Here is a 20,350-nt window from a genome sequence, read left to right as displayed (position 1 = left end):
GCGAGTTTGCGCGCCTCACAGCTGCGTTATGAGCGTTGAAATGAGCTTAAGGGTCAGTTGTATTGACCTTTATATGCACTGCACACATGCCCTTGACGACAGCGGCGTACCTTGTCCACACTTTGGCTCGGCCCCAAGGGCTGCAAACATATCCCCGGCCAAAGGTCGGATCCCGCTGTATTGTGCAGCGGGCTACCCAGGGAAGAGGTATTCTATGAAAAAATCCGTATTCTTCGGCGCAGTTGCGACTGCAGGTCTGCTCGCAGGTGCTGCCTCCGCACAGACGCTCGCGGAAGTTCAGGATCGTGACTCGCTTCGTTGCGGCGTTACCACCGGTCTGGTTGGTTTTGCTGCTCCGGACGAGACTGGTGAGTGGGAAGGCTTTGACGTTGCGGTTTGTCGCGCTGTTGCAGCGGCTGTTCTGGGTGACGGCTCCAAGGTTGAGTTCATCCCTACGACCGGCTCCACCCGCTTCACCGCGCTTGCTTCGGGTGAAATCGATCTGCTGGCACGTAACACCACGTGGACATTCTCCCGCGATGTCGATCTTGAGTTCGAATTCGTTGGCGTGAACTACTACGATGGTCAGGGCTTCCTGGTTCGTAAAGATCTGGGTGTGACCTCCGCGACTGAGCTGGACGGCGCAACCGTCTGCATTCAGACCGGTACCACGACCGAGCTGAACCTGGCTGACTTCTTCCGTGCAAACGGAATGTCCTACGAGCCAGTGCCAATCGAGACCAATGCTGAAGCACAGCAGCAGTATCTCGCAAACGCATGTGACGTGTACACAACCGACGCATCCGGCCTGGCCGCGACACGCGCCGCGTTCGAGGCACCTGATGATCACATGCTTCTGCCAGAAATCATCTCCAAGGAGCCACTGGGCCCGCTTGTTCGCCACGGCGACAACGTTTGGGGTGATATTGCACGCTGGACTCTGAACGCACTGATCACTGCTGAAGAGCTGGGCGTTACCTCCGAGAACCTCGAAGAGATGATGGCTGGTACTGATAACCCAGAGATCAACCGTCTGCTCGGCACCGAGGGCAACCTGGGCGAGATGCTCGGCCTCGAAGCTGACTGGGCTGCGAACGCAATCGCAGTTGCAGGTAACTACGCTGAGATCTTCGAAGCCAACATCGGCGAAGAGACTGCAATCGGCCTTGCACGTGGTCTGAACGCACAGTGGACCGATGGCGGCCTGCTCTACAGCCCACCTTTCCGTTGATCTGAACGGACTACGGGGGGCGCGCCATTGGCGCGCCCCTTCACTATCTAGGGGACCGTTGCGAATGACCCACGGCGTTAGACCGGGGCACCGTACGAAAACCAACTGCTTCGATTTTCGGAGCTTCACCAGGGAAGAGGGGCGGGTATGACCGCGATGACCGACACACAGCCTGATGAGGGATTTCGCCTCAGTCAGCTGATTTACGATACAAGATATCGTTCTATCACCATCCAAATCATCGCATTGATCTGCGTTCTCGTAGGTATTGGATGGCTTGTGAACAATGCGGTCACGAACCTTGCCGAGGCTGGTCAGGATTTCAATTTTGATTTCCTGGGCAATGTCGCGGGTTATGACATTAACCAGAAAATTATCGATTACGATAGCCAGATGACACACGGGCGCGCGACGCTGGTTGGTCTGCTGAACACGCTGCTGGTTGCCGTCCTTGGGTGCATTACCTGCACAATCATCGGTGTTACGATGGGCGTGTTGCGGTTGAGCAATAACTGGATCGTCCAGAAACTGGCCACTGTTTACGTTGAGGGTTTCCGCAACGTGCCGGTTCTGCTGTGGATCGTTCTGACCATGGGCGTGATGATCAAGATCCCTCCGGACCCCCGACAGTTCCGCAGCGGTGATGCCTCCATGATGCTATGGGACAGCGTCGCGATAACGAACCGTGGCGTTTATGTTCCGCGTATCATGTATGAGAGCGGCTCCGCGATTGTGGTTGGTGTCCTGCTGCTGTCCATCGCTGCAATTTTCGGCTTCCGCCATTATGCACGTAAGCAACAAGAGGCGACTGGCAAGATCCTTCCGGTTCTGTGGGTTAGCCTCGGTCTGCTGTTTATTCCTGCAATCCTTGCGCAAGTTGTGATGGGTTCGCCGATTGGCCTGCAAAATCCTTATTTCCGTGGCTTTAACTTCACGGATGGTGTGCACCTTCGCAACTCGCTGATCGCATTGTGGCTGGCGCTGTCGCTCTATACGGGTGCCTTCGTTGCGGAAAACGTGCGCGCCGGTATTCTGGCGGTTAGCAAGGGTCAGTCCGAGGCTGCTGCCTCGCTGGGTATCCGCCCGAGCCGCATCATGAATCTGGTTGTATTGCCGCAGGCGATGCGCGTGATCGTGCCGCCGATGATCTCCAACTACATGAACCTGACCAAGAACTCGTCGCTGGCGCTAGCCATCGGATATATGGATCTGACGGGAACATTGGGCAACATTACGCGTAACCAGACAGGGCGTGAGATGGAATGCGTTATCATGTTGATGGCGATCTATCTCTGCCTGTCGCTGAGCATCTCTGCTGTCGGCAACTGGTACAACAACTCCGTCAAGCTGAAGGAACGCTGATATGAGCGATACGCACGCTAATACCATCGCGTTCGTGCGCGAGACGCAATTGCCCCCATCCCCGCCACCCGCGGCGGAGACAGGTGCGATTAAATGGGTGCGGGAGAATCTGTTCTCCTCGATCCTCAACTCGATTCTGACACTGCTCAGCCTTCTGGTGATTTTTATGGTGCTCAAGGGTATGGTCCCTTGGTTCTGGAACTCCACCTGGAACGCCAATTCGTTGAGCGAATGTCGTGAGGCTGGCACCGGTGCTTGCTTTGCGGTTATTCGCGAACGCTGGCCCCAGTTCTTCTTCGGGTTTTATCCAAGCACGGAATACTGGCGCCCACTGCTGACCTTTGTTCTGCTGTTCCCCGCGCTTGCGCCGATCCTGTTTAACAAGGTGCCGCAGAAGGCGCTGTTCTTCACGCTGCTCTACCCATTCATCGGCTACTGGCTGATCTGGGGTGGTTCTCTGGGTGGGCCGGTTGCGACGCTTCTTGGGGTTGTTGTCGCGTACTGTGTATACCGCACCTTGGTTGCACAGGCTCCGGTGATTGCTCTGCTGGCATCGGTTGCGGCGGTGGTCATCTGGATGTTGTTCATCAATGGCTTTGCCGCTGATGCGCTGGCCGGTGTGTTCGGTGCGGGGCTTGAGGAGGTCGATAGCCGGAATATCGGTGGCTTCTTGCTGACCATGATTTTGGGCATCGTCTCGATCTCGCTGGCCTTGCCGTTGGGCATCCTGCTTGCGCTGGGTCGTCAATCCGATCTGCTGATTATCAAGGCGATCTGCGTGGGCTTTATCGAGTTCATTCGCGGTGTGCCGCTGATTACCCTGCTGTTTGTGGCATCGGTGCTGCTGTCCTACTTCCTGCCTCCGGGCACGACCTTCGACCTGGTTCTGCGTGTTATCATCCTGATCACAATGTTCGCTGCCGCCTATCTGGCAGAAGTTGTTCGCGGTGGTTTGGCTGCATTGCCACGCGGTCAGTACGAGGCAGCAGATTCGCTGGGTCTGGATTACTGGCAGGCTATCCGCCTGATCATCATGCCGCAGGCGTTGAAGATCTCGATCCCCGGTATCGTGAACGTGTTTATCGGTCTGTATAAGGATACGACGCTCGTTTCGATCATCTCCATGTATGACCCGCTAGGCGTCGTACAGCCGATCCTCGCGGATTCGGATTGGAACGGGATCTTGTGGGAACTCTACGGCTTCGTTGCCCTGTTCTTCTTCATCAGCTGCTACAGCATGTCTCAATATTCGCGGTATCTGGAGAACAAACTCCGTACCGACCATCGTTAAGGGAGCCGTTCATATGACAATGGCAGACACAACTACTTCGTCTCTCGGCATCAGCGATGAAGTCGCAATCACGATCCGCGGAATGAACAAATGGTACGGCGATTTCCACGTTCTGCGTGACATCGATCTGACCGTACAGCGTGGCGAGCGTATCGTTATCTGCGGGCCATCCGGTTCGGGTAAATCGACACTGATCCGCTGCATCAACGCATTGGAAGAGCACCAGAAAGGTGAGATCGTTGTGGATGGCACCGTGCTGTCCTCGGATCTGAAGAACATCGACAAGATCCGGTCCGAGGTTGGCATGTGCTTCCAGCACTTCAACCTGTTCCCGCATCTGACGATTCTGGAAAACTGCACGCTGGCTCCGATCTGGGTGCGCAATATGCCAAAGGCCGAGGCCGAGGAAATTGCGATGCACTACCTGACCAAGGTTAAGATCCCTGATCAGGCGAACAAGTATCCAGGTCAGCTTTCAGGTGGTCAGCAGCAGCGCGTGGCGATTGCACGGTCGCTGTGCATGAAGCCACGCATCATGCTGTTCGATGAGCCGACATCGGCGTTGGATCCGGAGATGATCAAGGAGGTGCTCGACACGATGGTCGAGCTGGCCGAGGAGGGCATGACCATGCTCTGCGTAACGCATGAGATGGGCTTTGCCCGTCAGGTTGCGAACCGCGTGATCTTTATGGATGCTGGTCAGATCGTTGAGCAGAATGAGCCTGAGGAGTTCTTTAACAATCCAAAGAGTGAGCGCACGCAGCTTTTCCTCAGCCAGATCCTCGGACACTAACCGCGAATCTACCTTGGCTACCGTCGGTTGATGGTGGACTTACAGAACGGCGCTGCACAGAATCTGTGCGGCGCCGTTTTTTGTTGATCAGCTCCGCCATCTTGTATGCAAGTTAACGGCAAACGGGTAGGCGTCGCTATCCCGAAGAGTCGGTTGGTTTGGCGTTGTTAGCGATGAAAATACTTGATTTTAACGCCGAAACGCCTATTTCCATACTATTCCAGCACGAAATGCGCTGACGCTGCGGCATAAATTCGCTGCACCCGTCACATGCGTTGATTGCAATGCAGCAATGCCCTAAATGGGGCTTCTGTGAATTTTTTACGAACGTATACAGTCAATGTTCGTAGTATTTTGATAAGAGACGAGGACGACATGTTCGACGATTTCGACGGGCAGGCATGGTCAAATGACCAGGGTAACCGCGCGCAGAAGCTGTTTGCAGCTGTCGTGTTGGCCGCCCTCGACGATGCTATTGCTGATGATAAGAAGTATGGAAACGGACCAGATGTGATTGCACGCTGGGCACGTAGCCGCGATGGTCGTGAGGTGCTGATGTGCGCCGGTATCGATCCGACGGAGCGTTGCGTAGGCGGTCTAATGGAATTCGTTAAAAAGGGCGTCCGGACTTCGGTCGCACTAAGCCGTGAGGAAAGCGAGCGTCGGGCAGCTGCCTGATTAAACTCGTTATCTGGTGCAAAAAGGGCTGCCCGATGGGCAGCCCTTTTTTGTGTTTTCTCTTTGCAGAACTGTAACTTTGGATCGAAGCCGATCAAAATTTTTAGCTACAGTTTGTAAGTTGCATTAGCTGTTAGTGCTGACTTATCCACAGGCTGCGCTATGGCTGCTATGCGGCTGCTTTATGGCTGGCGCAGAACTGGCTAATTAAACGAAAAAGGGCGCCTTGATGTGGGGCGCCCTCTTGTTCATTTCGATTCGAGCGATGGCTTAGCTGTCCATCTTTAGCGCGTTGATGAATGCTTCCTGGGGGATTTCGACGCGGCCGAATTGGCGCATCTTTTTCTTACCGGCCTTCTGCTTGTCCAGCAGTTTGCGTTTACGCGTGGCGTCGCCGCCATAGCATTTCGCGGTCACGTCCTTACGCAGGGCGGAGATGGTTTCGCGGGCGATGATGCGCCCACCGATTGCGGCCTGAATCGGAATTTTGAACATGTGCTGGGGAATCAGTTCCTTGAGCTTTTCGCACAGCACGCGACCGCGCGCGTCGGCGCGGGTGCGGTGGACCATCATGCTCAACGCATCAACCGGCTCATCATTCACGAGAACCTGCATTTTGACCAGCTGATCCTCCTGATAGCCAATCATCTGGTAATCGAAGCTGGCATAACCCTTTGTCACCGACTTCAGGCGGTCGTAGAAATCAAAGACCACCTCATTCAGCGGCAGATCATAGACAACCATGGCGCGGCTGCCCGCATAGGTCAGGTCGAGTTGTACGCCGCGACGATCCTGGCAAAGTTTTAAGACATCGCCGAGATACTCGTCGGGAACCAGAATCGTTGCCTTGATCCGTGGCTCCTCAATCCGGTCCACCTGAACGGCGTCGGGCATGTCGGCAGGGTTGTGCAGCTCAATCATCGAACCGTCGGTCATGTAGACGTTATAGATAACCGAGGGGGCTGTGGTGATCAGCTCGATATCATATTCGCGTTCCAACCGGTCGCGGATCACCTCAAGGTGCAGCAGGCCGAGGAAGCCACAGCGGAAACCGAAGCCAAGCGCGGCGGAGGTTTCCATTTCGGATGAGAAGGACGCATCGTTCAGGCGCAATTTGTCGATCGCATCGCGCAGATCCTCGAACTCCGCCGAATCGACGGGGAACAGGCCGCAGAACACCACGGGAATCGACGGGGCGAAGCCGGGCAACATAGCCTCGGTTCCCTTTTTCTCCGTCGTGATGGTGTCACCAACGGAGGTATCGCGGACCTCCTTGATCGAGGCGGTCAGGAAGCCAATCTCACCCGGGCCAAGGATATCCACGGGCTGCATTCCGGGACGGAACACGCCGATGCGGTCCACATGGTGCACGGTGTTGTTGGACATAAAGCGGATACGCTCACCCTTTTTCAGGGTGCCGTCGATCACGCGGACCAGTACGACAACGCCCAGATAGGCATCGTACCACGAATCCACCAGCATCGCCTTGAGCGGGGCTGTCGCATCACCGGTCGGGGCGGGCAGGCGGGTGACGATGGCCTCCAGCACATCGGGGATGCCGATGCCGGTTTTGGCGGAAATCATCACAGCGTCCGAGGCATCGATCCCGATCACATCCTCGATCTGTTCCTTAACCCGATCAGGTTCGGCAGCGGGCAGGTCAATTTTGTTCAGCACGGGCACGATTTCGTGGTCCGCATCGATGGCCTGATACACATTGGCGAGGGTTTGGGCCTCAACCCCCTGCGAGGCATCAACCACCAGCAGCGACCCCTCAACCGCGCGCATGGACCGCGAAACCTCATAGGCAAAGTCAACGTGTCCGGGGGTGTCGATCAGGTTCAGCACATAGGCATTGCCGTCATTGGCGGTGTAGTCGATGCGGACTGTGTTCGCCTTGATCGTAATGCCGCGCTCACGCTCAATATCCATCGAGTCGAGCAGCTGCGCCTTCATATCCCGATCGGCAACCGTCGATGTCGACTGGATCAGGCGATCCGCCAAGGTCGATTTGCCGTGGTCGATATGAGCCACGATGGAAAAGTTGCGGATACGCGAGAGGTCGGTCATCTGTCTACCTATCTGAGGTCTAACCGTTCACCTGCCAAGAAACGGTGGTTTTGTCCATGCAGCTTAGAGAATTAGCGCCAGCTCGCGCGCTCTAGCCTCGATCAAGTCGAACATTGTTGCGAAACTGTCGTCGTAATAGGGATCTGGCACTTCGGCACCGTCCAGAAACAGTTCGATGGAGGCGGTCGTTCCGCTGGGTGCCATGGCGTGCAGGTCGGCTATGTTTTGGCGATCCATGCCGAGGATCAGGTTGAAATCGGTGAAGTCGTCATCGCGTACCTTGCGCGCGCGCAACTCGGCGTAGTTATAACCCCTGCGGCGTCCCTCGGCCTGTGCGCGGGGATCGGCGGGTAGGCCGGAATGCCATGCGCCGGTGCCTGCGCTGTCAAGGTGCAGGTGTGGTGCGTGCTGGCGCAAAACCCCCTCCGCCGCGGGTGAGCGGCAGATATTCCCCAAACATACGAGCAGTACCCGCTTCGCCATTGTTGTCCCCGATATTGCTGTGGTGCCCGATATTGTAGGGTCGCATGGTGGAAAGGCTATAGTGCTGGGCCTTGGTTCAGGCTGACATATAGCCGCAAAATGAAAAATGCCCCACAGCGGAACTGCGGGGCATTCTAGAACTGTTCGCTAGATCGGTAGGATCAGGCAGCGCTTTGTGCAGCTGCGATGTCCTTCTTAACCTTTGCGGCTGCTGGGGACAGATCGCCCTCCTTCGCCTTTGCAAGGAAGCTGTCCAGACCACCGCGGTGATCAACGCTGCGCATTGCGGCAGCGGAGATGCGGAATTTGAACGAGCGGCCCAGTGCATCGGACAGCAGTGTTACGTCGTTCAGGTTCGGCAAGAACCGACGACGTGTACGATTTTTAGCGTGGCTGACATTGTTGCCTGTCAGAACGCCTTTTCCAGTCAACTCGCAACGACGCGACATGGTTGGCCCCTTTTTCCGTGACCCGCAGGTCAGAGAGTTTGTGGATCAGCGATGCGCACACCATCGGGGCGGGCCGTCGCCTTCATTCAATTTCGAGCCGTTTCATTAGCCACGCTGCGCGGGGGCGTCAAGGGGCATCGCCCGTTTCTGGCCCTACTTGGCGTGAGAGAAAGCGATCAAGGGCGATATCTGCTGCTGCCTCTGCCGGAATGGCGCCATCGGCCACTGAAATTCGCAGATCGGCCAGCAATTCGCGCAGTTGCGAATCGGCATCGAGTCGCGTGCGCAGACCCAGTTCCAATTCACGCTCCATCCAGTCCACGGCCTGTTTGCGGCGAACGCTGTCAATTACACCCTGTTCGCGCCGCCAGTCGGTTAGCTGTTGCAGGGCGGTCCATGCCTCGACCAATCCGTCATTATCCAGCGCAGAGACAGGCATGGCGCGGGGCCAGCCGTCGGGATCATGGGATCGTTTGCGTAGCAGGCGCAGCGCACCGGCATAATCGGCAACGGTGCGAATGGCGGTGGCGCGCAGGTCGCCATCGGCCTTGTTCACCAGAATCAGGTCCGCGATCTCCATGATACCGCGTTTGACGCCCTGCAATTCATCTCCGCCACCCGGTGCCAGCAGCAGTACGAACAGGTCGGTCATATCGGCGACCATGGTTTCCGATTGCCCGACGCCCACGGTTTCGACCAGTACGATGTCATAGCCTGCCCCCTCGCACAGGCGGATTGCCTCTCGCGTGCGGCGCGCCACACCGCCAAGCGCGGATTGTGAGGGGGAGGGTCGGATAAATGCATCGGGATGGCGGCTGAGATGTTCCATCCGTGTTTTATCGCCAAGAATCGAACCGCCGGACCTAGCCGAGGACGGATCAACCGCCAGCACGGCCACGCGGTGCCCTGCATTGACCAGCATCAGGCCAAAGGATTCGATAAACGTGGATTTGCCCACACCCGGCGTGCCGGACAGCCCGATGCGCAGCGCAGTGCGGTCGGGAACGGCGGAGAGCAGCGCACGTGCGTCGGCACGATCCTGTGGCCGTGACGATTCGATCAGGGTGATGGCGCGGGCCAGTGCCGTGCGGTTACCAGCGGCCAAGGCCTCGACATCTATGGCTCGTCGCCCCATTTGCCCCTCCAAGATAGTTGCCTCACGCGGAGATGATGCCTGCGGGCGATGTATATCGTTCACCATGCGCCTATTGTTCTGTGGAACCATAGCGCCGCTATAGGGAGAGTGAAAGATGCACAGGATTTTGTTCACCGCCGCCATGTTGATCGGGGGCGCGGCCCATGCGGAGCCGTTCGAGCATCACTACGACGTGTCCTTTGCCGGATTGCGGGTCGCATCGGCCAATGTTGCCGGTGAAATTACAGATACCACCTATAACGCCACCGCGCGGATGGAGGCACGGGGGCTGGCGGGGTTGATCTCGTCGGATTTCACCGCCTCGGTCCGTGGGGGGCGAACAGGGCCGTCAGGCTTTGCGCCTCAGGCCTTTGTGCAGGTCAGCGGCGGGCGGGATGCGTCGCGTCTGGACATTGCATATCGTGATGGCACGCCGGTCAATATCGTTTCCACGCCGCCCCGCGATGAGGATGAGCGGGATATCCCGACGCTGAGCAAGCAGGCGGACACCGTTGATTTCCTGACCGCGGTGCTGGCGCTGACCCAGCCCGGTACGGCGGAGGAGATTTGCAGCCGCAGTTTTGACAGCTTTACCATGACCAAGCGTGTGCGGATCGAGGGGCAGGGGATCACTGCCGGAACCCAGTCATGCAGTGTGATCTATCAAAAGGTGCATACGGAAACCTTGGTCGCGCGCGATCCGCAGCCCTATACGCTGGAACTGCGCCCGTTACAGGGGGACCAGTTCGAGGTTTCGCGTATTTTAGGCCCCTCGGAATTCGGGCGGGCGGTGATTACGCGCACCAACTGATGCTTGAGCGTGCGCATTCATGGGTCTAAGCAGAGGCCGACCCAATTTGCAGGAGACCCGCCATGACCGATAACCGTCTGATCGTGGCGCTGGATGTGCCCAATGCCATCGCCGGAATGGAGATGGTCCAGCGGATCGGGCCTGCGGTCGGTTTTTACAAGATCGGACTGGGCATGTTGACCGGTGGCGGGCTGGCATTGGCCAGTGAGCTAAAGGAGCAGGGGCACCGGATATTCCTCGATATGAAGCTGTTCGATATTGGCGCGACTGTTGAGGCGGCTGTGCGTGGCTTGGCGCAATTCGACCTCGATTTCCTGACGGTACATGGTGATCCGCATGTTGTGCGGGCGGCAAAGCAAGGGGCGGCTGGAACCGACCTCAAGATTTTGGCCGTGACGATCCTGACCTCGCTGGACCGGTCCGATCTGGATGCTGCGCTGATCCGCGACGGTGCAATCCCCGATCTGGTGGCCGAGCGTGCGGGTCGCGCGTTGGAGGTCGGTGCCGACGGGGTTATCGCCTCGCCGCAGGAGGCCGCGATGATCCGCGCCTTGCCCCAATCCACCGGTAAGCTGATCGTCACGCCCGGCGTGCGCCCCGCAGGTGCCGGTCTGGATGATCAAAAGCGGATCGCCACACCCGCTGACGCCATTTCCAACGGGGCCGATCATATCGTCGTTGGTCGCCCGATCTGGAAGGCCGCCGATCCCCGCGCCGCGGCCGAGGCGGTTTTGCATGAGCTGCGCGACATTCCCCATAATCGCTGAGGTGACGGCAGGCGGGCTCTGCTATCATCACGGTCTGATTCCAAACCCCGTGTGAGCCAAATGCCCGCCATTTGTCGTGATTGCCTGAGTGATACGCCCGGCCCCGGCCGGTGCCGTCATTGTGCTTCACCCAGAGTGTTGCGCCATGATGAGCTGTTGGATCTGAGCGTTGCGCATATGGATTGCGATGCGTTTTATGCCAGCGTGGAAAAGCGCGACCACCCGCATCTGGCGGATCAGCCATTGATCGTTGGTGGGGGCAAGCGGGGTGTTGTTTCCACTTGCTGCTATATTGCGCGGATCAAGGGGGTGCGGTCCGCCATGCCGATGTTCAAGGCGCTGGAGCTGTGCCCCGAGGCCGTCGTCGTGCCCGGGCGGATGGATGTCTATTCCGGTGTTTCGAAACAGATTCGCGCGATGATGGAGGAGCTGACCCCCTCGGTTCAGCCGATCAGTCTGGACGAGGCGTTTCTGGATCTGGGCGGTACGCAGCGCCTGCACGGTGCGCCGCCGGTCGTTTTACTGGCCCGTTTGGCCAAGCGGATCGAGGATGAGCTGCGAATCACGATCTCCGTCGGGTTGAGCCATAATAAGTTCCTCGCCAAGATCGCCTCGGATATGGACAAGCCGCGCGGGTTTTCAGTGATCGGCAAGGCGGAAACCATGGATTTCCTGCGCGATCAGCCTGTGGGGATGCTGTGGGGCGTTGGTGCCGCAATGCGGGGCCGGTTGGAGCGGGACGGGATTCGGACCATCGCGGATTTGCGCCGCTACGCCGAGGATGACCTGTTCCGCAAATATGGCAGCATGGGCGCGCATGTTTGGCGATTGGCCCACGGAATTGATGTGCGCCGCATTCAGGCCCGCGATCCCGTGAAATCCATCAGCAATGAACGGACATTTAACGAGGATATCGGCGATCTGGACACGCTGGACGGGCATTTGTGGCGGTTGTCGCTAAAGGTTTCTGACCGTGCAAAGGCGGCATCGCTGGCGGGTAGTACGGTGAACCTCAAGCTAAAAACCTGTGATTTCAAGCTGGTAAGCCGTCAGGTGCGCCTCGCCGAGGGAACGCAGCTAACCGATGAGATCTACGCCGCCGCCCGCCCCCTGTTGGAGCGGGAGCTGAGCAAGGGGCCGTTTCGCCTGCTAGGCGTCGGGTTGAGCCATCTGGCGGAGTATTCCGGTAGCGACGCCGCGCCCGATTTATTGGACCCCGATGCCCCGCGCAGGCGTGCGGCGGAGCGGGCGAGTGACGCGATTCGGGATCGCTTTGGTTCAGACGCAATATTAAAGGGGCGAGCACTTCGTTAGTGTGCGGTGCAGCATTTTGATATGCACCTGATGCATGGCGCCATTCATATTTGCCGTGGCGGGGCGGAAAATCTCGGAATTTGCGCTTAAATTCACAGTTTTTGAAAAACACACTTGCTATGTGTGCAGCGCACCATATAACTGAACCCACAATGCTTCGGCGTTGTCGCCCTTCATGGGCGTTTCCTCCCTAGACTTGGGCCGTGTCTCCGGATGCGGCCTTTTTTTTGTGCCTAAATTATAGGTCGGTCTGTCAGGGTGTGTGGATTGCCCCATCTTACGGTCTGTACCGCATAGGGAATTGCCATGCCGCCCACCGCATTGATCGCCAAAATCCTACAGGATGTCAGAGCATCCTATTGGTTCATCCCCAGTGTGCTGGTCCTGTTCGCGATTCTGCTGTCCACCCTGATGCAAGTGTTGGACCGCAGCGGCCTAGCGCAAATCCTGCCGACCTCGCTGCGCGATACGCAGGCCAGCGGGGCGAGGGTGGTTTTGTCGGTGATCGCGCAATCGGTGATCGGCGTTGCGGGGGTGATGTTCTCGATGACCTTGGTTGCTGTGTCCTTTGCCAGCAGCAATTTCGGGCCACGCCTGATCGGGAACTTTATGCGGGATCGGGCAAACCAGATCAGCTTGGGCATTCTGATCGCGACCTTTGTTTATACGGTGCTGATTTTACGCGCGGTGCAGGACCCCTCGGCCGAGGGGGCGGAGATGACCGTTGATCTGTTCGTGCCCCATCTGGCGATTGCGGTCGCAATCGTGTTGGCCCTGCTATGCGTGTGCACGATGATCTTTTTCATCCACCACATTCCCGAGGCGATCAATCTGGGCAATATCACTGCCGCACTAGGGGATCGGCTGGTCATCGCGATCCGCAATAGCGTGCAGGTGATTGAGGATCAGACACAGGACATGCCCGATGGATTGCCGCAGCAACTGCTGACGGCGGGCGGTGCGGGATATATGCGCACGATCAACACGGCGCAATTGGCCCGCTTGGCTGACGGGCACGGTTGGTGGGTGGAGGTGCTGGCGATGCCCGGCGCGTTTCTGGATGCGGAAATGCCGGTTATGTGCCTGCATGGTGGCGACGCCCTACAGGATGACCTGGCGCAGCAGCTGCGCGGATGTTTCGCGCTGGGCCGTGAGCGCAGCGAAGATCAGAACATGATGTTCATCGTTGAGCAGCTATCCGAGGTTATCGCCCGCGCCCTGTCACCGGGGATCAACGATCCCTTTACGGCGATGAATTGCATGAACTGGCTGCATGTGGCGTTACGATTGGCGTTGACCCAGCCGCCGGGGCAACGGGCCAATGTACACGCACGGGTTCGGGTGCCGACAATTACGTTCACTCATATCTTGCAGGTTGGCCACGCCACCAGCAGGCCCTATCTGGCGACAGATTTGAATGTGACGCGGCATGTTATCGGCCTGCTGCATGAGCTGGCCGAGCGTGCACCCGAGGGGCCGCGCCGCGAGGCGATCATGGGTGAGAAGGCGGAACTGGTCGAGATGGCTTTGGCGGTTCAGATCGATCCTGTTGCGCAGCGCATGATCCGGCAGGCGGCGGGATAGCTATTCGGCGGCCAGCGCATGTCTGGCCTGACCTGCCGTTGCCAGCGCTGCGATAACGGGGATCAGCCGTTCGCGGAATGTATCGAAGCTGTTGAGGCGGGTAACACGGGTTTCATCCATATATAGTGAGCGATCGATCTCGATCTGCAACGCATGGCGGCCAGTGCTGGGTTGGCCATAGGTTTGCGTGATGTATCCACCGGCAAAGGGCGCATTGCGCGCCACGGCAAAACCGGCGGCGGTAAAGGCATCATAGGCCAGATCGGAAATCCACGGCGCGCAGGACGTGCCGAACCGGTCCCCCAGCACGATTTCGGGACGACGTTTTCCGCTGGGCAGGTCCTGCACGCGCAGGGCATCGCGGGGCATGGAGTGGCAATCGATCAGGATCGAGCGTCCGTGGCGTTTATGCGCGGCATCCAGCAATCGTTCCAGCGCGTCATGATAGGGTTTGTGTACCTGCGCCAAGCGGGTTTGGGCATCTTGCAAGGGAATGCGACCGGCGCGGATGACCCGCCCCTCGGACACCACGCGGGGGATAACGCCCAAACCGGCCAGCACGCGGGGGCTTAACCCCGGACGGCGCGGGATGTCGATAATTGCGGGGTCCAGATCGGTCGCTGCGCGGTTCAGGTCGACATAGGCGCGGGGATAGCGGGCGGCCAGCAGTGGCGCGCCGAAATCGGGGGCCGTGTCGAACAGCGCGTCAACAAAGGCATCCTCGGACGAGCGTAGGGTCAGCGGGTCAAGCTGGCTGTCGCGCAGGAAATCAGCAGGATACTCCGCGCCTGAATGCGGGGAGGAGAAGATCGTGCTCGCCGGAATGCCATACGCACCGGACAGGTGAAAGGCCTGCATCTGCGTCTCCCCTAATACTTGCGCATATCATAGCGGGTGATGCGCGAATTTGTAGGCCTAGCTGCCGCGTGGCTTCACCCGATTGGTTGGCGGGGCGGCGGCGGGATCGTCGGGCCATGGGTGACGGGGATAACGGCCGCGCATGTCCTTGCGCACATCCATGTACGAGGTCGCCCAGAATCCCGGCAGGTCCGATGTTGTTTGCACCGGCCGCCGCGCTGGGCTGAGCAGGTCCAGCCGCAGCGGGATATTGTTCACGGTGGGGTGTGTGGTCAGGCCGAACACCTCCTGCAAGCGCACTTCGGTCGCGGGATGGGCAGGATCGGACCAGTCGATCGGGCAGCGTGTGCCGGTGGGTGCGGTAAAGTGTGAGGGCGCGCGTTCGTCCAGCATTTGCCGTTGTGGCCAGTCTAGCAGGTTTAACAGGGGTTCCAGCGGGTCAAACCGGCCCAGATCACCGGCGCTGCGTTGTCCGTGCAGGTGGGGTGCCAGCCAGTCGGGCAATGTGTCCAGCAGCGCCTGATCGCTGACATCGGGCAGGGGTGCGCCGACGAAACCGATGCGGGTGCGCAGCAGGCGGGATGCTTTGCTCCAGCCCAGCACGTCAAGGCCAAGCTGCCGGATGCCCACAACCAGACCGGCGGCGATATCCGCATCCGGTGCATCGGGCCAGTGTTGATCCTCTAGGATCAGCGCGCCCAGCATGGTGCGTTGGCGTGGTTCGACCCTGCGGTGCCGTTTGGACCATTCGCAGATGTCTACCTGTTGCAGGCGGTTGGCATGCAGGTCGCGGATTTCAGGCAGGGTGACGGGCAGGGACAGGCGGATTGCGGCCTCGGTCAGGTGACCATCGGTTTCCGCGACGATCAGCATGGTTTGCGCGGCAAGGGGGTCATCCGGCGCCAACTTCACCCCCTTACCCCCGCTGAGGTGAAAACGTGGCGCATCGCCGGGGCGACGTTTGGCAATGCGGTCGGGATAGGCGAGTGATAACAGCGCACCGGCGGAATGTTTCGGGCCGGATTTGGCGGCAAAGCGGGCCAGACGCTTGGCCTCCTTGCGGATCTCGGTAAATTCGGGCGTTCGGAATGCCTTGAGCCGCCGGTTCAGATCGCTGCCTGCCCCGCGCATCGGGTCACGGGCCCCCAGCAAAGCGGCGAGGTCAGCGGCCAGCGGGCCGGAGCCGCCCGCCATCAGCAGCATATGCGCCAGACGTGGATGGACCGGAACCGCCGCTGCCGCGCGGCCATGGGCGGTCAGGCCGGTGCGGTCGATGCAGCCCAGATCGTGCAGCAGGGCATATGCCTCGTCCAGGGCGCGATCAGGTGGCGGCGTTAGAAAGGACAGGTCACTGGCCTGCGCGCCCCATGTGGCCAGCTCCAGCGCCAGCGGGACCAGATCGGCATCGGTAATTTCGGGTGGGGCAAAGGCGGCAAGCGCGCCCTCCTCCCCCTTGGTCCACATGCGGTAACACACGCCCGGTTGCATCCGGCCCGCGCGGCCACGGCGCTGTTCCGCCTCGGCCCGCGTGACCCGTTCTGTTATCAGGCGCGACATGGCGGAGGCCGGATCGAACCGTGCGCGGCGGGCAAGGCCGGCGTCGATGACAATGCGCACCCCCTCAATCGTCAGCGAGGTTTCCGCGATGGAGGTCGCCAGCACCACCTTGCGCCCCTGTTTTGCGGGGGCAATCGCGGCGCGCTGGGCGGCAATGGGCATGGCACCATATAGGGGGCGCACGGAGATATCGGCGGGCAGGTCGTTCAGGCGCTGGGCGACCATATTAATCTCACCCTGACCGGGCAGGAACACCAGCGCGGAGCCCTCGTTTTCGGCAATGGCGCTGCGGATTTGCGTGGCGACCGCATCGGCCAGCGCACGGCCCCGTCGCTGCGCGGGAGGCAGGGCGGTTTCGGCCCAATGGGTTTCAACGGGGAACATCCGCCCCTCGGACGTTATAACCGGCGCGCCGCCCATTAATTCGGCCACGGGTTCGGCATCCAGCGTCGCGGACATCACCAAGATATGCAGGTCATCGCGTAATGCGCCACGGACCTCGAGCGCGAGGGCGAGGCCAAGGTCGGCCTGCAATGAGCGTTCGTGGAATTCATCGAAGATCAGGCAATCGGTGCCGGTCAGTTCGGGGTCCGATTGCAACATGCGGGTCAGGATGCCCTCGGTCACGACCTCGATCCGCGAACCGGCCACGGAATCGCCGCGCATCCTGTAGCCGACGCTTTGTCCCACCGGTTCGCCCATCAGTTCCGCAATCCGCGCGGCGGCAGTTCGTGCGGCAATCCGGCGCGGTTCCAGCATCACAATGCGCCCTGCGATGCGGGGCAGCAGGGCAATCGGGACCATTGTTGTTTTACCGGCACCTGGCGGGGCCTGCAAAACAGCGGTTCCATGGTCGCAAAGCGCCTTAACAAGGTCAGGCAGCACGGATTCGATGGGTAGGGTCATATGCATAGGGATGGGGCAGGTTTGTCGATCTGTCGAGGGGCGGACTTGAGATGGGTCAAAGAGCGCACCACTTATACGGGTATGATAGGGGCACGCGCCGCATTGGGCGTGCGTCGTCTGAAGGTCATATGCGATGTGCCAGATTGGGCATCGCGGAACTGACGCTTATAAACAGGAGAATGCGATGAACTTCGACAAGTTCACTGAACGCTCGCGTGGATTCGTACAGGCCGCGCAAACGCTAGCCCTGACTGAGGGGCATCAGAGATTTTTACCCGAGCACGTCCTGAGGGCGCTGCTGGATGACGATCAGGGGCTAACCGCCAATCTGATCACGCGGTCCGGCGGACAGGTGGACGCGATCAAAACGGCTGTCGCGGCGGAACTGGCCAAGGTGCCCTCCGTCTCCGGTGACGGCAGCAATCTGTATATGGACGGCCAAACGGCCAAGGTCTTTGCCGAGGCGGAAAAGCTGGCGGAAAAGGCGGGCGACAGCTTCGTTCCGGTGGAGCGCCTGCTGACCGCGCTGGCCGTTGTGAAGTCCAAGGCGAATGATGCACTAAAGGCAGGCGGCGTTACCGCGCAAAGCCTGAACGAGGCCATCAACGATATTCGCAAGGGGCGCACTGCCGATACCGCCACGGCGGAGCAGGGCTATGACGCGCTGAAGAAATTCGCCCGTGATCTGACCGAGGCCGCGCGCGAGGGCAAGATCGACCCCATCATTGGCCGCGACGAGGAAATTCGCCGCACCATTCAGGTGCTATCGCGCCGGACCAAAAATAACCCTGTGCTGATTGGTGAGCCGGGCGTTGGTAAAACCGCGATTGCCGAGGGGCTGGCCCTGCGCATCATCAACGGTGACGTGCCGGATTCGCTAGAGGGTAAAACCCTGATGGCGCTGGATATGGGTGCCTTGATTGCCGGTGCGAAATATCGCGGTGAGTTCGAGGAGCGGCTGAAATCCGTTCTGAACGAGGTCACGCAGGCAAATGGCGATATCGTGCTGTTCATTGATGAGATGCACACTCTAGTTGGGGGCGGTAAAGCAGAGGGCGCGATGGATGCGGCCAACCTGCTGAAACCTGCGCTGGCGCGGGGTGAGTTGCATTGCGTTGGTGCCACCACGCTGGATGAATATCGTAAGCATGTGGAGAAAGATGCCGCGCTGGCCCGCCGGTTCCAGCCTGTCATGGTGACGGAACCCACAGTGCAGGACACCATCAGCATTCTGCGCGGCATTAAGGAGAAATACGAGGTTCACCACGGTATCCGCATCACGGATCGTGCCTTGGTGGCCGCGGCGACCCTGTCCAACCGCTATATCACCGACCGCTTCCTGCCCGATAAGGCTATCGACCTGATGGACGAGGCCGCCAGCCGTCTGCGCATGGAGGCTGATTCCAAGCCTGAGGCGCTGGACGTGGTGGATCGTGACATCATGCAAAAGCAGATCGAGGCGATGGCGCTGGGTAAGGAGAACGATCAGGCGTCCAAGGATCGCTTGGCCAAGTTGGAAAAGGATTTGGCGGACCTACAGGATCGCTCGGCCGAACTGACTGCCCGCTGGCAGGCGGAGCGGGACAAGCTGCAAGGCGCGCGCGACATAACCGAACAGCTGGACCGTGCGCGGATCGAGTTGGACACCGCCAAACGGCGCGGTGATCTGAGCAAAGCGGGTGAGTTATCCTATGGCGTGATCCCCGATCTGGAGAAGCGCCTGCTGGCCGCCGAGCAAGCAGGCGGTGATCTGATGGTCGAGGAGGCCGTGACCGACGAACATGTCGCCGGCGTTGTTGAGCGCTGGACCGGTATCCCCGTGGATCGGATGCTGGAGGGCGAGCGTGAGAAGCTGCTGAAGATGGAGGATGCCTTGGCCGGTCGCGTGATCGGTCAACGTCAGGCCGTGACGGCGGTTTCCAATGCGGTGCGTCGTGCGCGGGCAGGGTTGAACGACCCGAACCGTCCGCTTGGCTCGTTCCTGTTCCTCGGGCCGACCGGTGTAGGTAAGACGGAGCTGACCAAGGCGTTGGCCTCGTACCTGTTCGATGATGACAACGCGATGGTACGCATCGACATGTCCGAGTTCATGGAGAAGCACGCTGTATCCCGTCTGCTTGGCGCGCCTCCGGGCTATGTCGGATATGATGAGGGTGGCGTGCTGACCGAAGCGGTGCGCAGACGCCCCTATCAGGTGATCCTGTTTGATGAGGTGGAAAAGGCACATCCCGATGTCTTCAACGTGCTGCTTCAGGTTCTGGATGATGGGCGTCTGACCGATGGTCAGGGGCGTGTGGTTGATTTCAAAAACACGCTGATCATCCTGACATCGAATCTGGGCAGTCAGGCATTGTCTAACCTGACACCGGGTGTGGATGCCTCGACGGTCAAGGATCAGGTGATGGAGGCTGTGCGCGCACACTTCCGCCCCGAATTCCTGAACCGTCTGGATGAGATCGTGCAGTTTGACCGGCTCAGCCGTGATGACATGGACGGGATCGTGGCAATTCAGCTCAAAGTGCTGGAGGGGCGTCTGCTGGATCGCAAGATCACATTGCAGCTCACACCTGATGCCATGACGTGGCTGGCGGATAAGGGATATGACCCTGTCTATGGCGCGCGTCCGCTGAAACGGGTGCTGCAAAAGTACCTGCAAGACCCACTGGCGGAGATGATCCTGTCCGGTTCCGTCGCTGATGGTGCGCAGGTTGCAATCGCTGCCGGTGAGGGTGGGCTGCTAATTGGCGATGATGCTACGCCGGAAACGCCTGCTGATACGCTGCATTGATCAAAAGGCGGGGAATCGCGTTGCGATTCCCCGTTTGATTCTGATTTTTGGTTGTGTCTGAGCGAGGCTGAACGATCGTGTGTGGGGTTTTGTGCGATAATATGCGTGCGTTATCATGGTGTTGCGTTGGTTTTTGAGATTTTTGTGAATTTGGTGTCGAATTGGGTTGCGGGTGTTGGTGAGTTTGCCTAGAACCCCTTTCACCGGCGGCGGGAACGACAACGAACGCGGCGCCGGGTACTACTGGAGACAAGGAATGATCGGACGCTGAAG

At 59.3% G+C, this 20,350-nt stretch carries 16 protein-coding genes; 10 read left to right on the top strand and 6 right to left on the bottom strand.

The features are described 5' to 3' along the window. Positions 1–214 precede the first annotated feature (214 nt). From CR254_RS12155 to CR254_RS12135, 5 genes are all read left to right on the top strand, one after another. Positions 215–1,231, top strand: coding sequence for an amino acid ABC transporter substrate-binding protein (locus tag CR254_RS12155; protein ID WP_097930366.1), 1,017 nt, complete (start codon positions 215–217; stop codon positions 1,229–1,231). A gap of 147 nt (positions 1,232–1,378) precedes the next feature. Next, on the top strand, positions 1,379–2,593 hold the full coding sequence (locus CR254_RS12150) for an amino acid ABC transporter permease (RefSeq protein ID WP_097930364.1): 1,215 nt from the start codon (positions 1,379–1,381) through the stop codon (positions 2,591–2,593). Position 2,594: 1 nt separating this feature from the next. Then, positions 2,595–3,884, top strand: coding sequence for an amino acid ABC transporter permease (locus tag CR254_RS12145; RefSeq protein ID WP_097930363.1), 1,290 nt, complete (start codon positions 2,595–2,597; stop codon positions 3,882–3,884). A 19-nt stretch (positions 3,885–3,903) separates the two neighbouring features. Beyond that, on the top strand, positions 3,904–4,677 hold the full coding sequence (locus CR254_RS12140) for an amino acid ABC transporter ATP-binding protein (RefSeq protein WP_097930799.1): 774 nt from the start codon (positions 3,904–3,906) through the stop codon (positions 4,675–4,677). A 375-nt stretch (positions 4,678–5,052) separates the two neighbouring features. Then, positions 5,053–5,355 (top strand): DUF6280 family protein, encoded by a 303-nt coding sequence (locus CR254_RS12135; protein WP_097930362.1) that lies wholly within the window; start codon positions 5,053–5,055, stop codon positions 5,353–5,355. A 270-nt stretch (positions 5,356–5,625) separates the two neighbouring features. Here the strand turns inward: CR254_RS12135 and lepA are convergent, their stop codons facing one another. The 4 genes from lepA to meaB all read right to left on the bottom strand — a co-directional run bounded on the left by lepA (position 5,626) and on the right by meaB (position 9,492). After that, entirely contained in the window at positions 5,626–7,425 is a 1,800-nt protein-coding gene (lepA, locus tag CR254_RS12130; RefSeq protein WP_097930361.1) for a translation elongation factor 4, read from the bottom strand. A 63-nt stretch (positions 7,426–7,488) separates the two neighbouring features. Continuing rightward, positions 7,489–7,908, bottom strand: coding sequence for a low molecular weight protein-tyrosine-phosphatase (locus tag CR254_RS12125; RefSeq protein ID WP_097930359.1), 420 nt, complete (start codon positions 7,906–7,908; stop codon positions 7,489–7,491). 161 nt (positions 7,909–8,069) lie between these two features. After that, positions 8,070–8,357 carry a 50S ribosomal protein L28 gene (gene rpmB / locus CR254_RS12120; RefSeq protein WP_097930357.1) on the bottom strand — a complete coding sequence of 96 codons (288 nt, stop codon included), beginning with the start codon at positions 8,355–8,357 and terminating at the stop codon, positions 8,070–8,072. A gap of 127 nt (positions 8,358–8,484) precedes the next feature. Beyond that, positions 8,485–9,492, bottom strand: coding sequence for a methylmalonyl Co-A mutase-associated GTPase MeaB (meaB, locus tag CR254_RS12115; RefSeq protein WP_097930356.1), 1,008 nt, complete (start codon positions 9,490–9,492; stop codon positions 8,485–8,487). A 115-nt stretch (positions 9,493–9,607) separates the two neighbouring features. On the opposite strand from meaB, the gene CR254_RS12110 reads away from it, so the two are divergent. From CR254_RS12110 to CR254_RS12095, 4 genes are all read left to right on the top strand, one after another. Then, positions 9,608–10,303, top strand: a complete 696-nt coding sequence (locus tag CR254_RS12110) for a DUF3108 domain-containing protein (RefSeq protein WP_097930354.1) — start codon at positions 9,608–9,610, stop codon at positions 10,301–10,303. Positions 10,304–10,365: 62 nt separating this feature from the next. Beyond that, entirely contained in the window at positions 10,366–11,070 is a 705-nt protein-coding gene (pyrF, locus tag CR254_RS12105; protein ID WP_097930352.1) for an orotidine-5'-phosphate decarboxylase, read from the top strand. Between the two features lie 60 nt (positions 11,071–11,130). Next, on the top strand, positions 11,131–12,384 hold the full coding sequence (locus tag CR254_RS12100; protein WP_097930350.1) for a DNA polymerase IV: 1,254 nt from the start codon (positions 11,131–11,133) through the stop codon (positions 12,382–12,384). A 306-nt stretch (positions 12,385–12,690) separates the two neighbouring features. Next, a complete protein-coding gene (locus CR254_RS12095) occupies positions 12,691–13,968 on the top strand; it encodes a DUF2254 domain-containing protein (protein ID WP_097930349.1) in 1,278 nt (425 codons plus the stop codon). Here CR254_RS12095 and CR254_RS12090 read toward each other — a convergent pair whose 3' ends face one another. After that, entirely contained in the window at positions 13,969–14,826 is an 858-nt protein-coding gene (locus CR254_RS12090; RefSeq protein ID WP_097930347.1) for an N-formylglutamate amidohydrolase, read from the bottom strand. Positions 14,827–14,883: 57 nt separating this feature from the next. After that, positions 14,884–17,289, bottom strand: a complete 2,406-nt coding sequence (gene hrpB, locus CR254_RS12085) for an ATP-dependent helicase HrpB (protein ID WP_097930345.1) — start codon at positions 17,287–17,289, stop codon at positions 14,884–14,886. Positions 17,290–17,473: 184 nt separating this feature from the next. Between hrpB and clpB the strand changes: the two genes are divergently transcribed. Further along, positions 17,474–20,077 (top strand): ATP-dependent chaperone ClpB, encoded by a 2,604-nt coding sequence (clpB, locus tag CR254_RS12080; protein ID WP_097930343.1) that lies wholly within the window; start codon positions 17,474–17,476, stop codon positions 20,075–20,077. The last annotated feature ends 273 nt before the right edge of the window (positions 20,078–20,350 follow it).

Source organism: Pontivivens marinum (genome assembly GCF_900231835.1).
GTDB classification, from domain to species: Bacteria; Pseudomonadota; Alphaproteobacteria; order Rhodobacterales; family Rhodobacteraceae; genus Pontivivens; species Pontivivens marinum.
The sequence above is the reverse complement of the archived record's forward strand: the minus strand, read 5'-3'. Positions and strand labels throughout refer to the sequence as shown.

Excerpts from the sequence above, each read along its gene's own strand:
- CR254_RS12155 (WP_097930366.1), top strand. The coding sequence starts at position 215 with ATGAAAAAATCCGTATTCTTCGGCGCAGTTGCGACTGCAGGTCTGCTC.
- CR254_RS12150 (WP_097930364.1), top strand. The coding sequence starts at position 1,379 with ATGACCGCGATGACCGACACACAGCCTGATGAGGGATTTCGCCTCAGT.
- CR254_RS12145 (WP_097930363.1), top strand. The coding sequence starts at position 2,595 with ATGAGCGATACGCACGCTAATACCATCGCGTTCGTGCGCGAGACGCAA.
- CR254_RS12140 (WP_097930799.1), top strand. The coding sequence starts at position 3,904 with ATGGCAGACACAACTACTTCGTCTCTCGGCATCAGCGATGAAGTCGCA.
- CR254_RS12135 (WP_097930362.1), top strand. The coding sequence starts at position 5,053 with ATGTTCGACGATTTCGACGGGCAGGCATGGTCAAATGACCAGGGTAAC.
- lepA (WP_097930361.1), bottom strand. The coding sequence starts at position 7,425 with ATGACCGACCTCTCGCGTATCCGCAACTTTTCCATCGTGGCTCATATC.
- CR254_RS12125 (WP_097930359.1), bottom strand. The coding sequence starts at position 7,908 with ATGGCGAAGCGGGTACTGCTCGTATGTTTGGGGAATATCTGCCGCTCA.
- rpmB (WP_097930357.1), bottom strand. The coding sequence starts at position 8,357 with ATGTCGCGTCGTTGCGAGTTGACTGGAAAAGGCGTTCTGACAGGCAAC.
- meaB (WP_097930356.1), bottom strand. The coding sequence starts at position 9,492 with ATGGGGCGACGAGCCATAGATGTCGAGGCCTTGGCCGCTGGTAACCGC.
- CR254_RS12110 (WP_097930354.1), top strand. The coding sequence starts at position 9,608 with ATGCACAGGATTTTGTTCACCGCCGCCATGTTGATCGGGGGCGCGGCC.
- pyrF (WP_097930352.1), top strand. The coding sequence starts at position 10,366 with ATGACCGATAACCGTCTGATCGTGGCGCTGGATGTGCCCAATGCCATC.
- CR254_RS12100 (WP_097930350.1), top strand. The coding sequence starts at position 11,131 with ATGCCCGCCATTTGTCGTGATTGCCTGAGTGATACGCCCGGCCCCGGC.
- CR254_RS12095 (WP_097930349.1), top strand. The coding sequence starts at position 12,691 with ATGCCGCCCACCGCATTGATCGCCAAAATCCTACAGGATGTCAGAGCA.
- CR254_RS12090 (WP_097930347.1), bottom strand. The coding sequence starts at position 14,826 with ATGCAGGCCTTTCACCTGTCCGGTGCGTATGGCATTCCGGCGAGCACG.
- hrpB (WP_097930345.1), bottom strand. The coding sequence starts at position 17,289 with ATGACCCTACCCATCGAATCCGTGCTGCCTGACCTTGTTAAGGCGCTT.
- clpB (WP_097930343.1), top strand. The coding sequence starts at position 17,474 with ATGAACTTCGACAAGTTCACTGAACGCTCGCGTGGATTCGTACAGGCC.